The organism is Corallococcus sp. AB038B (assembly GCF_003668955.1).
GTDB classification, from domain to species: Bacteria; Myxococcota; Myxococcia; order Myxococcales; family Myxococcaceae; genus Corallococcus; species Corallococcus exiguus.
In genome coordinates, this window is the sequence record NZ_RAWO01000013.1 from 200,547 (window position 1) to 214,197 (window position 13,651).

Genomic DNA, 13,651 nt, shown 5'->3' on the forward strand with positions numbered 1-13,651 from the left:
CGTGAGCACCACCGCCCTGGCCTGGCTGGGACGCTCGGCGATGCAGGCGGTGGGCGGCGTGGGAGCGCTGGCCCTGGTCGCGGGCCGCACGGCCTGGGGCCTGCGCAGGCTGGAGCGGCGCGAGCTGGCGCGAGGGCTGGTGCAGTTCGGCTACGGCTCGCTGCCCCTGGCGTTGGCGACGGCGGCGCTGGCGGGCGTCATCGTGGTGGTGCAGGCCTCGCTCTACATCCAGCGCTTCGGAGCGAGGGCCTTCCTGGGATGGGCCGCGGGCTACGGCGTGCTGTGGGAGTTCGGCCCGCTGCTGCTGGGGCTGATCATGTCCGCGCGGATCGGCGCGAGGAACGCGGCGGAGCTGGCCACGCTGAAGGTGGGCGGACAGATTGAAGGCCTGCGAGGCATTGGCCTGGATCCGTTCGCGCTGCTGGTGGCGCCCCGGGTGGTGGCCATGGAGCTGAGCATGCTGGGGCTGAGCACGTTCACGTTCCTGGTGTCCATCCTCTGCGAAGCGGTGGCGGCGAAGCTCACGTTGGACCTGCCGGTGCGGGTGTTCTTCGGGACGTTCGCGCAGATGCTGAGCCCGTCCGACATTCTCGGGGGCGTGGTGAAGACAGGAGCGTTCGGGCTGGCGATCTCGCTGGTGTCCACGGCGGTGGGGCTCCGGGCCAAGGGAGGAGCCCGCGCCGTGGGAGAGGCCGCGGCGAGCGCGGTGGTGCTGGGCTGCGCGGCCATCTTCCTGTTGGACTTCTTGCTGACGACGCTGCTGTCGAAGGTGCTCGCATGAAGCGCGTGCTGCTCTTCTTCGGGGCGCCGGGAGTGATGCTGGCGCGCACGGTGCGGGCGGGCGCGCGGGAGGGAATCCCGTGGCGTGAAACCCTGGCGCAGGTGCACGAACTGGGCGGGCGCAGCGTGTGGCTGGTGATGTCCGGCATGGCCTTCTTCGGCGCGGTGCTGGTGATGATCGCCAACGCGCAGGCGAAGAAGCTGATCGGCAACGTGGCGGTGCTGGGCCCGGCCTACTTCGAGATGCTGGTGCGCGAACTGGGCCCCGCGGTGTCGGCGCTGCTGACGGCGTCGCGAGCAGGTGCGAGCCACTCCGCGGAGCTGGCCACGATGAGCGTGAATGAACAGGTGGAGGCGCTGGAGATGTCCGCGGGGGATCCGTACGCGGACCTCGTGGCGCCCCGAGTGGTGGCGGGGTTGGTCGGAGTGCCGCTCCTGAGCGTGATGGGGACCATCGCGGCGACGGCGTCAGCGGTGCTGGTGGCGAGCGTGGCGTTGAACATCGACGGCCGGGCGTTCATGGACGCGAGGTACGTGGATGGGTGGGACGTGCTCGTCGGAGGGCTGAAGGTCGTGGCCTGCGGCCTGTACATCCCGCTCGCGGCGGCGGTGGCGGGGTTGAACGCCCGGGGCGGCGCGGAGGCGGTGGGCGAGGCCACGACGGAAGGCGTCGTGGCGGCCAGCCTGGGATGTCTGTTGATTGACCTGACGGTGTCGCTTGCGTTCCAGTTCGTGCGCCTGTGAATGACACCGGTCCGGACACGCTGCTCTTCGAGGACGTGGCGATCGCCTTCGAGCAGGGCCGCCGAGTCCTGGACGGCCTGAGCGCGCAGGTCTCCACGAAGGAGCTGACGTTCATTGCGGGAGCGAGCGGCTCCGGCAAGAGCGTGCTGTGCCGGCTGGCAGTCGGGCTGCTCAAGCCCGAAGCCGGCAAGGTGACGCTGTTCGGCGAACGGGTGGACACGCAGCCGGAGAGGACGCTGGTGACACTCCGCCGCCGGGCCCCGTACCTGGTGCAGGGCCCCGCGTTGCTGGACTGGAGGACGCTGCGAGAGAACGTGCGCCTCGCGGACCCGAACGCCCCGGAGGAAGCCGTGGAGACGGCGCTAGAGAAGGTGGGCCTGAAGGAATGGGCGGACCGGCTGCCGCCGGAGCTGGGGCCCGGGGCAAAGAAGCGGGCAGCCATCGCGAGGGCGCTGGTGCTCAAGCCGCGCTACCTGCTGTTGGACGAGCCGACGACGGGGTTGGACCGGAGGGCGGCGATGCAGGTGGAGGCGGTGTTGGCGTCGTTGAAGGAGCAGGGCCTGGGGGCGCTGGTGGTGTCGCACGACTACCGGCAGTTGAGAGGCATCGCGGACCGGGTGCTGGTGGTGGCGAAGGGACGCAACGCGTACCTGGGGAGTCCGGAGGGCTTCCTGGAGTCCCCTGCCCCGGAGCTGCGGACGCTGACAGCGCCATTCATGGAGGGCGCGACGGATGGATGAGCAACGCCTGGAGTTGAAGGTCGGAGCGCTGGTGCTCGCGGCGCTGGTGGGAGTGCTGGTGTTGCTCTGGTTGATGGGAGAGCTGACGCTGGGCCGAGGCGCCAAACTGGAAGTGGACTTCGCACACACGGGCAACGTGGTGCAGGGAGCCCCGGTGAAGCTGGGAGGCGTCCAGGTGGGCAAGGTGGACACCATCCACCTCCTGGCGGACCGACGGGACGCGAAGGGCCTCCCCCTCCCCGTCCGCATGGACCTGTCCGTGGAGCCCGCGGCGAGGGGCGCCCTGCGCAAGGACGCCAGGGTGACGGTGGGAACGGTGGGTCTGCTGGGTGAACCCTATCTGGAGTTGAACCCAGGCAACGCGGACGCGCCGCTGCCGGAAAAGGAAGCGCTCCGGGGCGTGGATGCGCCACGCCTGGACCTGCTGTCGGAACAGCTCTCCAAGTTCGTGACGCTCTTGTCGGACATGCTGGAGAAGGACCCGGAGGCCGTGACGGGCCTGGCCGCCAACGTGTCCAGGCTGGCGAAGACGCTGGACGAGGTCCTGACTGAGAACAAAGGCGACGTGAAGGTCCTGGCCACGGAGCTGTCGGCGGCATCGAAGGACCTGAGGCAGCTCGCGCAGCTGGCCAAGGAGTCCATGCAACCCGGAGGCAAGGGAGCCCGGCTGCTGGACGACGCCTCCGCCGTGGCGGCCCTGATGCGAAAGGACCTCCCCGGCTTGACGAAGTCCGCCGGAACGACCCTGGACGGCCTGGCAGCGGTGACAGGCCCACTGACGCCCGAGGACGGCCAGCAGGTGAAGCTGGCCCTCCAGCGCTTCACGGCGGCGGCGGGGCAGTTGGAGCAGATCGCCACCAAGGCGGACCGGATCCTGGGACAGCTCGATTCCGGTCAGGGAACCGGCGGTGCACTACTCAAGGACCCTGCCCTCTACCACGAACTGAAGACCCTGGTCACCGATCTGCGCAAGCATCCGTGGAAGATCCTCTGGAAGGATTGAGGCTCAAGCAAACCCATCAGTCTCTGCGTTCAGCCCCATCCGACTATCGAGTCGCTACATGCTCCATACCAATCGATCCCATTCCGACAAGCGCTTAGTCAGGCGAAGCCCATGCTCGATCTGGTTATACGAAAAACCACCAGAACACGACACAGACGCCTCTTTTGACACCTCTCGAATCACATTGATATCTGGCTTCTCCCCGTACTCAGGATTTCGTTTAACATCCCAGGTCATATAAACAACTGACAGGTCGCAATCAGCTACCCTACCTCCGCCATGGGGATTGACGTTGGCGTTACCAACGCACAGCGTTCTTCTCTCCTTGAGCCCACAAAGCAGCCTATTGGCTAAACCCTCCAGCTCGATTGCTCGTCCCGTCTCACAAGAAAAGAGTACGGCTGCGTAGAAATGACCGCGCTTGCTCCTGCTGTCACGCCATCGATTCAAGACATTGGTGTAACCCGCCCTGCCAATGTAGACCTCAACTTCTTCGAGCATGGTGTTTCGGTGCAAATGCGCAATTCCATGCATTACCCGAATTGTGCGCTTGATTGCGCATGCCACCTTGGTTTCGTAGTTCGGAGCATGAGTGACAGCTTGATTAATGCCTTCCCAATCAGCGGTATCAATCACGAACGCTGGAGTATCATTCATCTTCACGCCGTCCCAGTTAGGAGCAATGGTAACCGCCGTCCCCAAATGACTCTGGCGAACGAGGAAAATTCAATTGCTGGATAGAAGCAACCGGCAGGCTCCTCATTCATCAAGCGCTGGGTCCATCGCGACCTGCTATTTTCAGCCGGATTGATGCGCGTCCCAGATCTCAAACAATTTTGAGTTGGCCCGACGCCTTCCAGTCGCTCCCTGTTGGGGTGTAAGCTCTACGCCGCCAGTGCTCCTCTAAGAAGGAAGGCCGCATGGCACAGCAGGGGGAGTCCAGACCGCCACCCCGGCGGACCGCGGGCTGGCAGTTGGTGTTGGTCGCGGTGGCGTTGACCATCTTCTCCGTCCGGGTCGTCATCCCCGGTATCTTCGTGGGCATCGGGGCCACCGGGCTCATGGGCTTCGCGATCGCGGCGGTCCTCCTTGAGCGGATGGGGGCGCTCTCGGCAGGTATCTTCGAGGGTGCGGCTCAACTCTCGGTCATCTTCCTGGGCATGGCCTTGATCGCCTTCGTGGCCATCACCGGATGGAACGGATACCGGCGTCTGGCTGGCAGAGTGGGCCCTCCGCCTCTCCTCCTACGCTCGCCCTGGGCCCTGGTGGGACTGCTGCTGTTCCTGGCGTGCAAGTGGGCCATCCCCGATGCAGGTGAGCGCCTTGCCCTGCCCGTGCTGTCCGGTGCGATCGTCATCGCCTTCTCGGTCTGGACCCTCATCACCGTGAGCGTGCTGCTATTCCGGATGAGCATAGGGATGATCCGTCTCTCCTGGCGCATCGCCCAGGCCTCGCCCTTCGGAGCCGGGGGCTTGACCCTGGCGGCGCTCGCGGCCACGGGGCTGATTCCCAGCGTGGACTCTCTCGCCGAGGCACTCCCCGCCCGTGCCCAGACCGTGGCGTCCGCGCGTCCGGCCCGCTGCGATTCGTTGTCCTGGGAGTGCTCGCGGCAGGCGCTCCTCGCCGCCCAGCCCTCACGACCCGCGCCTGTCTTCGCAGCGCCAGAGGATGGATACGAAGGCGTCACAGCAGCTTCCTTCACGGCCTCCGCTGATTCCACGGTCACACTCAACACGCGCACCTGCCTGGAACGGCAATTTCAGCAACGGGAGATGATGGCCAAGGCTCGCCGGATCGCTCAGGGACTGGTCGGCACTTCCGATGCGGAGGACCTGGTTCATTCCATCCTCCTGAATATCTGCCTGAGGAAGCGCCCTCCCGATGAGTTCGAGCAGTTCTTCCTCCGCTCGGTTCAGTACGGAGCCATGAAGCGGTTCGGCCGTGTGATCCGCTCGTGCTCAATCGACGAGTCACTGGAACCTCAGTGCACGATCAGGCCTGACGACCAGTACATTCAGCTCGAGTCTCACCAGACCCTCCACGATGCGATCTGTGCGCTCCCTGAGAAGCATCAGGAGATCATCCAGATGCGCTACTTCGAGGAGCTGTCCGACGACGAGATTGGCGCCCGGCTCGGGCTCCTTCCCGACGCTGTCCGCAAGCGGACCCAGCGGGCCCGGGATCAATTACGGACTATTTTTCTCCAGCAATGTCAGTGACTTACGATTCTCGGTCACACTTAATTCGCTGAAGGGAGTGGAGCACCAGACTGCCTGACACGGGCCGTTTCTGGAGGCTTCATGCACTCGCTGTCCGCCACGCCGTTCCCGGCCACCGCCCAGGTGATGCCGCCCTCGGTCAACTTCCACCTGTGGGAGCCGTGCAACATGCGTTGTCGGTTCTGCTTCGCCACCTTCCAGGATGTCCGCAAGAACGTTCTCCCCAAGGGGCACCTTCCCAAGCAGGAGGCGCTGAGGCTCGTGGAACTGTTGGCGCTCCGCTTCCAGAAGATCACCTTCGCGGGAGGCGAGCCCCTGCTCTGCCCGTGGTTGCCGGACCTCGTGGCTGCCGCCAAGGCGCGGGGTGCCACCACGATGCTGGTGACCAATGGCAGCCGGCTGGATGCGGACACCCTCGCACGCCTTCGCGGCGTGATGGATTGGGTGACGCTCAGCATCGACAGCGTATCGCCGCAGACGCATGCCGCACTGGGGCGGGCCGTCCAGGGCAAGGCGCTGCCGGTCGAGCACTACCTGTCCCTCGCGGAGCGGATCCGCGCGGCGGGCATGCGCCTCAAGGTGAACACGGTCGTCACGAACCTGAACGCGGGTGAAGACCAGACGGTGTTCCTCCGCGAGTTGCGGCCCGAACGCTGGAAGCTGTTGCGCGTCCTCAGCGTCGAGGGACAGAACACCGGCAAGGTGGAACCCCTGTGCTGCCCCCGGGAGGACTTCGAAGCGTTCGTCGCACGCCATCGCTGCCTGGAGCGCGACGGCATCATCCTGGTGCCCGAAGACAACGAAGACATGCGCGGCAGCTACGCGATGGTCGACCCGGCGGGCCGGTTCTTCGACAACGTCCAGGGAGGTCATCGCTACAGCGCCCCCATCCTCCATTGCGGCCTGGATGCCGCATGGTCCCAGGTCCAGTTCTCCATGGAGCGCTTCATCCATCGCGACGGCCACTACGCGTTCGGAGGTGAGTCATGAATGCGGCCTCCAGTCTCGTTTGCCTCGCGGGAGTCTCCGGTGCGGGCAAGGACACGCTGGGCGGCTTCCTGGCGAAACAGTATGGCTTCGAGCGGGTCGCGCTCGCGGACCCAATCAAGGCGGCGTTGATGGGCTTGCTTCAGCTCGATCCCACGCAGCTCTGGGGTGAGCGCCGCAATGAGGTGGACCCACGGTTCGGCCGCGCGCCCAGGGAGCTCTACCAGCGATTCGGCCAGGCCTGCCTGGAGCTGGATCCCGAGGTCTGGCTGCGGCCCTTCCGGATGCGGGTTGAAGCCATCCGTCGCGCGGGAGGGCGCGTCGTCTGCACGGACTTGCGGACCCAGGCGGAATGGCGGGCTGCGCGGGAGCTGGGGGCCACCATCTGGTTGATTGAACGGCCCGGCGCGGGCGCTCCAGGTGCATTGTCGCGTCACGCCACGGAGATGGAGCTCCTGGGGATCGACCGAAGTTCTTTCGACGCCGTCTTGAGGAATGACGGCTCACCCGAGGCCCTGTACCTCACCGTGAAACGCATGGTCGAGGGAGGCATCGACTCGCGGGCCACCTGAGCGCCGCCCAGGAAGCCCGGCCCATCATCCAGCGCGATGGGCTACCACCTGGAGCCGTTGAGTCCCCTGCTCAGTGCAGGCCAGGGAACCGGCGGCGCACTGCTCAAGGCCCCTGCCCTCCATGACGAGCTGAAGACCCTGGTCACAGGCCTGAGCAAGCATCCGCTGCTCCGGACCCTCTCCTGATGCGAAGAGTCCGGAGCACCCGCCCGGCCGCGCTGGCGCGGCCCCGGCGTCCCCTACCGCCGACCCTGGTCGGAATCGAGGTAGTCCCACGGGAAGGCGTCGGATGGCGTGGCCGCCCGCAGGTAGCTCATGGGATGTGCCGGATTGTATTTGTAGGTCTTCTCCATGTCGCGCTCGAACGCGAACAGCTGGTGGGCCGTGTACAGGTGGTGCTGGCGGTTCAATGCGTGGATCCGGGTGTTCTGGGGCGCGACGACACGGGCGGGCAGCGGCAGCAGTTGGCTCCCCTCGCCAACATAGGACGGCTTGATCCTCACCGTGACCGGCGGGTCCATATCGGCAAGCAACTGCTCCAGATCATCGTTCACCGCCTCGTACGTCGCATGGGTGCTCGAGGCAATCTGCCGGTGGTCCTGATGGCTGACCATATCGGCGATGTAGCAGTCGCGAAGATCATTGAGCGTCCAGTTACCGCTCCGGGCGTGGAGAATCGTCTCGCGGTTGCTAAGCCCATGCAGCGCCCACTCATGGGAGATGATCAAGAGGATGCCGCCCGGGTGCGTGGTGGCCTGTCCCCTCATCGCGATATGGACGCGGATCCGCACGTCGCGAGACATGTCGAACCCGGCGAGGTCCCGGGTGAGCTGGTGAAGCGGAATCCAGGATCCGCCCGGCGTCGTCGTGTCGGCAGGGTCCCGCACCTCGATGATGCACTGACCATCGATGCCGCGCGTGGCGTTCGGAGTGACCTCGATGATCAACGGGACGTAGTCGGCGGCGCCGCGGTTGGCGAAGGGCTCGATGACGGACTGACGGAAGACGCTGGAGCTTTCGAGGATCTGCGTCAGTCGCGGGTAGGCCGCCGTGATCTGCGAGTAGCCCTCGATGAAAGGCCACTCCGTCGGGGGCGACGGCTCCTGCTCTTCCGGGACCACCGGCGTGGAGACCGCGGAGCTGGCGCTCCGGGTGCCCGAGCGGTTGCGAACCGCGACCTTGGACGGCCCCACGTCCACCTCCATGCCAGGCGAACCGCGGACCGCGTCGATGGTCTGACCCAGGTCCAACTGATCCAGCGGCGACGCCTTCGAGCTCGAAGCCTGGGAATCGCCGCCGAGCTGCGCGTTCAGCAACCGCTCCTTCCACTCCTGGTTCTTCGCCGGGGATCTGGCGACAGGGAAGGCCTTGTCGATCTGCTCGTTCAGGACGGCGGAGTTGCGGCTGCTCTGGGCTGACAGCGCGAGCTTCGTGGCCATCTCCCCGAAGGCCCGCGCGGTCTCCTGGTTGGAGGTCATCGCCGCCAGGGCGTTCTTCTGGTTCTGGTCCAGGCCCGTCAGGTTGGCGAACGGGCTCACCTGGGTGAGTGCGTTCAGCAGCGAGCCCACCCCCGTGGGATCCGGCGCGGCCGGTGCGTTCTGGATGTTGACGATGGGCTGCGGGAGCGCGGTGGGCGTGGTGCTTTGCGGCGTCTGGTAGCGGCTGTCCGTGCTCACCGGGTTGATGGCGGTGGGCTCGTCCGAGGGCGACTGCTCCCATCTCCAGAAGCGCGTGTCATCGATGCGCTCGCACGCGTTGCAGGCGCCGCGCACGGCCTCCGCGAAGACTCCGGGCGTAGGCACGCTCAGGCGGAAGACCGCGCCCTGCCCCCCTTCGCGCTCGGCCTCCGTCTGGTAGTGCTCCAGCAGTGAGGCATGGGCCATGGCCCCACTGCCGCTCTGGTCCGGGGTGCCCATCTCGTAGGTGGGGTCCAGGTTGAGGCCACGGGCCACCGGGAACACGAGCGAGTTGCCCGCGACCCCCAGCAGCCGGTTCTCCACCAGCGAGGCCAGGGAGCGGCCCAGCACCCCGCGTTGCGCATAGATGGAGTTGAACTCGTCCTGCGCCAGATGGATGCGGTCCAGCATCATGTACCGGCGGTGCGGCGTGATGCCGTGGCACCAGATGGCGTGGTGGTAGTACTCCAGGTTCTCCTGGTTGAGATGATCCCGGAGCTGCTGGGCCAGCCGCTGGTCCTCCTGCCAGGGGTTGCGCTGCTCCTCGGGCGTCATGGGCGTGGGCAGGTAGATCTGATCCGCGAAGCCGATGTCGTTGCGGATGGTCTGGTTGTTCACCAGCGTCCCGCTGAAGTGAGGCGTGCGGTAGCGCAGCGTGCCCCGGTCGACGACGGCGAAGCTGCCCGACAGACTCAGGCTGGGCGAGCTCAGCCGCAGTCCGACAATCTGGCTGCGCTTGAGGTCCGCGGGGGTGCCGGAGAAGGGCTGCTGGGCCACCCCGGCCTTGAGCGCCTTGATGTCCGTGGTCCGCGTGGAGCGCACGGAGACGGTCAACAGCCGGCCCGGGGCGTAGTCGGTGAGCAGGGTGCAGTCCAGCCGCAGGTCCTTCACCGTCGTCCCGTTCGCGAGGATGGCCTCGAAGCGAAGCTGCTCGACGAAGTTGCGGGCGAGCGCGGGGGCGTGCTGCGTCTGGAAGGTGCGCTCCCGCTCCTCGAGGGAGAGCTTGACGAACAGGTTGCTGATGCCCCGGATGTCCAGCCCCAGGAAGACATGGCTCAGGGTGGCCCAGGCGGCGGCGTCAATCGACCCATCCGCTTGATCCGCCGGCCTGCTCAGCGTCAGGCGGAGCTGGAGCTCACCCGAGAACTCCTCGATGGACTCCTCACTGTAGGGCAGGAAGGTCACCGCGCCGGAGGACTCCACGCGGCGGGGGAAGTCCGTGCCCTGGTAGTTCCGCGCAATGCGATCCAGCGCGTCGAAGCCCCGGCGCAGCTCCTGCCCCCGGGTCGTCTCCAGGGAGTAGAGCAGGTGCTCGGACAGGCACTCCCGCCAGCGGAGGATCTTCGCGTCCGTGAAGAGGCTCATCATCAAGGGGACGAAGAGGCACTCCTGGACGTCCACCACCTGCTGCTCGATGACGAAGTGCCGGAGGATCTCGAAGTACTGGATGGTCAACGCGTGGCAGTGGTTGTGGTTGGCCACCACTTCGGTCTGCACGGAGAGCGATTCGCCCTGCTTCGCGCTGGTGACGACGGTGGAGCGCTGGCTGCGCACGGAGGACGTCGCCTGCATGGTGGCGTCACGCAGCCGGTTGTGAAGGCTGGACGTCATGTCGCGGGTGTTGTCCTGCCACGCGGAGGACGTCCCTGAACCGCCGGAGATGCTGAAGCCGGTGGACAACCCCACGGCCACGCCGTTCTTGCTGCCGCTGCCAGCGCCCCCCATGCCGAAGGAGAAGCCGCGCGTCTTGGCCGAGCTGCCACCCCGCATGGACTCCTGGACGGTCCCACTGAGGATTTCGTCGATGTCGCGGTCTCTCGACAGGCTGTGGGTCAGCCCCTCTTCGGCCACCGTGGCCTCATCGCGCGAGGCCCCGTCCTCCCGGTTCCAGTCGTAGATGACGAGCTGCTTCTTCTGCCCGGGGGCCAGCGGCAGGGAGTAGAGCAGGTCCCCCATCGAGTAGCCGTCCGCCTTGAAGGTCTGCTTGAAGTGGAGCACGTGGCCGTGCGCCAGCGACACGGCTTGATACAGCTCATAGTCGCTGGCGTCGTCGTCCCAGCGCAGGGGGTTCTTGCTCCCCAGCGTCTGCCGCAAGGTGCGGTGGAGATGACGGGCGTAGCCGGCCGGGTCGGAGGTGTCGCCATTCCACTCCCAGGCGGGGGCTTCGCGGATGGGGACGAGCTGGCCGCGCGGGTCCGTGGTGCGGACGATGGCGTAGTGGCTGAACTCCTCCAGCGACCGGTTGGGGACCGTGAAGTTGACGCAGGAGCCGCCGATATCCTGCGAGTAGCTGGACTCGTTGGCGACGAGCTCCTCCGTGCCCGGCAGGCGCGGGGTCGGGTCATTGCAGGCGCAGTCGTCTTCACCGCTGGCGGCCTCGGTCGTGCTCCCTGTCGCGACGACCAGCAGCGTGAACGCGGGGAAGGTCCCATCCGCGTTGAGCCCGACGGGGAGCTCCTCGTCGGAACGGGAGGAGACCACCGCGTAGGCCTCGAGGAACGGCTCGTTGGGGACCACCACGGAGAAGTTGCCGCTGCTGTGCGTGGTGACCGCGGCGAGGGACACCTTGAGCGGGGGGCTCGTCCCGTCTCCTCGCAGTGCCTGGAAGAGGATCTGCTGCCGCGTCAGCGCCCTGCCCGTGGGGTCCACCAGGCGCCCCTTGAGGACACGGGTGGTGGGCGCGCTGGAGCTTGGAACGAGGACGTTGGGCGAGAACGGCTCCACCTGCACCTTCACCACCGCCATCTTCGCGGCCTGGCTCACGGTGAGGTGCGTCGGAGAGACGAGCCGGGTAGGCAGGCCGTTGGGGGTGCGCACCACGAAGGTGAGAGGGCTGCTGGAGATGCGGCCGGTGAGGGCAAGCCCCAATTGGAAGGCGCCCGTGGGCCCGAGCAGGAACTCCTGGTGGATGGGGGTGACTTCGCTGTCTCCAGCGATGGTGTCCGGACAGGAGACCTCCAGGGTGTACCCCGAGACGGAGCCAGCGGAGCTCTCCACCGCGCCCAGGACGGAGATGAACTCCACCACCAGTTTCGGCGCTGTCGCGGCCTCCATCGTCGTGACCGACGTGCGCGGGGCCACCTTCACCGCGGGAGCGAGCGCCGGCAGCTGGAGGATGACCCGCCGGTCCGCCGCGGCGGGCTTGCTCTCCGCGACCAGCACCGCGTTCAGCGCGGCCTTGTCGGCGAAGGTGTGCTCCACGACGGAAACCCCCGAGCGGAGGACATGGAGCGAAAGGGGAAAGGGCAGCGCGGAGGCGGTGATCTTCTGGAAGAAGAACCCACCCTGCGGGCTCGTGAACTCAGCGGTGAAGAGGGGCGTGTTGGGCGACTGGCCCAGCAGCACCGTGCATGCTTCCAGGCTGCCAGGCTCCGATGTTTCTATCTGTCCGTAGAGTTTCATGGGTCTCGTGAATTATTTCCGGCGAGACCGTAAGAAACACGACATTTGTGCTCATAATACATTTCTCAGGAAATGAGACATGTCTCAGGGGGGGGCGAGACATGTCTCAAGTGGGCTTGTCTGGCGGGATTGAGCAGTCCCTACCCGGGATCCAGCGCCCAGGTTCCTTCCGCCCAGCGCTTCAGCGCCTCGGAGGCAGCGAAAGAAACAAGGTCCTGACCTTGAGCAGCCTCGTTGAGGACGGCCTTGGCTTCATCCGTTCGATGGCGGAGGAGGAAGGCGGCCGCCTTGACCCGGACGTCCATGCGCGGATGAACGAACAGGGTCGCGAGCGCATCCCGACCCGCGTTCCCGTGCGCACACAATTTGTCGAAAGTCTCGTTCACCTTCTTGGCGTGCTTGTTCGCGGTCTTCGCATCGCCCTGCCGGACTGCATCATTCTGGGCCGCCACATGCCGTGCGAACGCTTCCATGAGCTTTTCCATCGTCACTTCCAGACTCCCCAAATTCGCTTCTGGATCTTCTCGATGGCCTGCAGGCCGAAATCGCGCTGAGCATCAAGGGACTGCGTGCTCAACCACTGTCTCACCGTCAGGATCCGCGAGCCGGTGATTTCTTGTTGAATCGATGAATAGAAACCGCTCAACCGCTTATGCAGTCCTTGTTCCAGCTGAATGACGTTCTCGGTGTTGTGGATGGCCTCGGGCCCAAACCGATTCACGTTGCCCGGTGTTTGCTCGACGATGTGGTGCCACTGCTTTCCATCTCCTGCCGGGCCAAGGGCTCGTTTGAGGCCGCTGAACGACCTCCAGTACCGAAGACCACCTGGATTGCTGTTCGCTCCTGCTCCATTCCGGGCCACCATCGCAACCACCGTCGCAGGAAGTGAGACGACGATGGTGTCGCCTGCGATGGCAACCGCACTCACCTGCCCTACGTGAGCCAGTTCGATTCCGACTCGGGTTGCGCCCACCACCGATGCCTCGGGGTAGCCGGGCATTCTCGAGAGCCGTGACGCCAATGACGCCGCGCCTCCGGTCATCCCCTGACTCACCACGACCGTCACCGCGAGGACGAAAACACGCGCAACCTCCGGCCCGATACGATTCGCAAAGTGCTGCCCTGCCTGATCCAACTCTCGGGCGGAGGTCGCCGTCTCTGTTGCCCGCTTCAGTTCCCGACTTGCCTCCAGCCGCATCAGGCTTCGCCAGCTTGCGTCAGGCGTGCTTCCCGGATAGGCGGCTCGAACCAACCAGGGTTGCCGCTCTGAGCGAAGCGAGAGCGGGATCTCAAGGACCCAGGCGGAGAGCGCCTCCTCGAATGCATCCGCCCCTACCACCACCGACCGTGAGGGGGCACGCGGCACGTAATCAATGGATCGCCCCTGCCCCAGGTCAAGGCGGAGCCCAGGTCGGTTCGCGCACGCACCGAGCAGCGAAAGAACAAGGACGGATACCACCAACCGGTTCGTCATGAATGCCTTCGCTTTCGGAAGTGCCCCGTCACCTGGTGGTTGCCTCCGCCCCAC

Annotated in this window: 11 protein-coding genes; 7 read left to right on the plus strand and 4 right to left on the minus strand. The window is 66.0% G+C overall.

Annotated features, from left to right (window positions below):
• The first annotated feature begins 1 nt into the window (after nucleotide 1).
• Genes D7Y04_RS35220 through D7Y04_RS35235 form a run of 4 tightly spaced genes read left to right on the plus strand, consistent with a single transcriptional unit; the run spans nucleotide 2 to nucleotide 3,267 of the window.
• Nucleotides 2-781, plus strand: coding sequence for an ABC transporter permease (locus D7Y04_RS35220; RefSeq protein WP_233601721.1), 780 nt, complete (start codon nucleotides 2-4; stop codon nucleotides 779-781).
• Nucleotides 778-1,524, plus strand: a complete 747-nt coding sequence (locus tag D7Y04_RS35225; protein ID WP_120594820.1) for an ABC transporter permease — start codon at nucleotides 778-780, stop codon at nucleotides 1,522-1,524. The genes D7Y04_RS35220 and D7Y04_RS35225 overlap by 4 nt, the downstream gene beginning before the upstream one ends.
• A complete protein-coding gene (locus tag D7Y04_RS35230) occupies nucleotides 1,521-2,264 on the plus strand; it encodes an ATP-binding cassette domain-containing protein (RefSeq protein ID WP_121762164.1) in 744 nt (247 codons plus the stop codon). Before D7Y04_RS35225 ends, D7Y04_RS35230 begins: the two co-directional genes overlap by 4 nt.
• Nucleotides 2,257-3,267, plus strand: a complete 1,011-nt coding sequence (locus D7Y04_RS35235) for an MlaD family protein (RefSeq protein WP_120594822.1) — start codon at nucleotides 2,257-2,259, stop codon at nucleotides 3,265-3,267. The genes D7Y04_RS35230 and D7Y04_RS35235 overlap by 8 nt, the downstream gene beginning before the upstream one ends.
• Before the next feature lie 54 nt (nucleotides 3,268-3,321).
• Here the strand turns inward: D7Y04_RS35235 and D7Y04_RS44180 are convergent, their stop codons facing one another.
• A complete protein-coding gene (locus D7Y04_RS44180) occupies nucleotides 3,322-3,930 on the minus strand; it encodes a hypothetical protein (protein WP_147454478.1) in 609 nt (202 codons plus the stop codon).
• A 257-nt stretch (nucleotides 3,931-4,187) separates the two neighbouring features.
• Here D7Y04_RS44180 and D7Y04_RS35240 point away from each other — a divergent pair, with 257 nt between their 5' ends.
• The 3 genes from D7Y04_RS35240 to D7Y04_RS35250 all read left to right on the plus strand — a co-directional run bounded on the left by D7Y04_RS35240 (nucleotide 4,188) and on the right by D7Y04_RS35250 (nucleotide 7,045).
• Nucleotides 4,188-5,486: a sigma-70 family RNA polymerase sigma factor gene (locus D7Y04_RS35240; RefSeq protein ID WP_120594823.1), complete on the plus strand. Its 1,299-nt coding sequence runs from the start codon at nucleotides 4,188-4,190 to the stop codon at nucleotides 5,484-5,486.
• Between the two features lie 81 nt (nucleotides 5,487-5,567).
• Nucleotides 5,568-6,476: a viperin family antiviral radical SAM protein gene (locus tag D7Y04_RS35245; protein WP_233601722.1), complete on the plus strand. Its 909-nt coding sequence runs from the start codon at nucleotides 5,568-5,570 to the stop codon at nucleotides 6,474-6,476.
• The gene (locus D7Y04_RS35250) at nucleotides 6,473-7,045 is read left to right on the plus strand and encodes a hypothetical protein (protein ID WP_120594824.1); all 573 of its coding nucleotides are present in this window, start codon (nucleotides 6,473-6,475) and stop codon (nucleotides 7,043-7,045) included. The genes D7Y04_RS35245 and D7Y04_RS35250 overlap by 4 nt, the downstream gene beginning before the upstream one ends.
• Nucleotides 7,046-7,284: 239 nt before the next feature.
• Here D7Y04_RS35250 and D7Y04_RS35255 read toward each other — a convergent pair whose 3' ends face one another.
• From D7Y04_RS35255 to D7Y04_RS35265, 3 genes are all read right to left on the minus strand, one after another.
• A complete protein-coding gene (locus D7Y04_RS35255) occupies nucleotides 7,285-12,123 on the minus strand; it encodes a hypothetical protein (RefSeq protein WP_121762165.1) in 4,839 nt (1,612 codons plus the stop codon).
• Between the two features lie 140 nt (nucleotides 12,124-12,263).
• Nucleotides 12,264-12,608 (minus strand): DUF2019 domain-containing protein, encoded by a 345-nt coding sequence (locus tag D7Y04_RS35260; protein ID WP_121762166.1) that lies wholly within the window; start codon nucleotides 12,606-12,608, stop codon nucleotides 12,264-12,266.
• Nucleotides 12,609-12,610: 2 nt separating this feature from the next.
• Nucleotides 12,611-13,597 carry a hypothetical protein gene (locus D7Y04_RS35265; protein ID WP_121762167.1) on the minus strand — a complete coding sequence of 329 codons (987 nt, stop codon included), beginning with the start codon at nucleotides 13,595-13,597 and terminating at the stop codon, nucleotides 12,611-12,613.
• Between the last annotated feature and the right edge of the window lie 54 nt (nucleotides 13,598-13,651).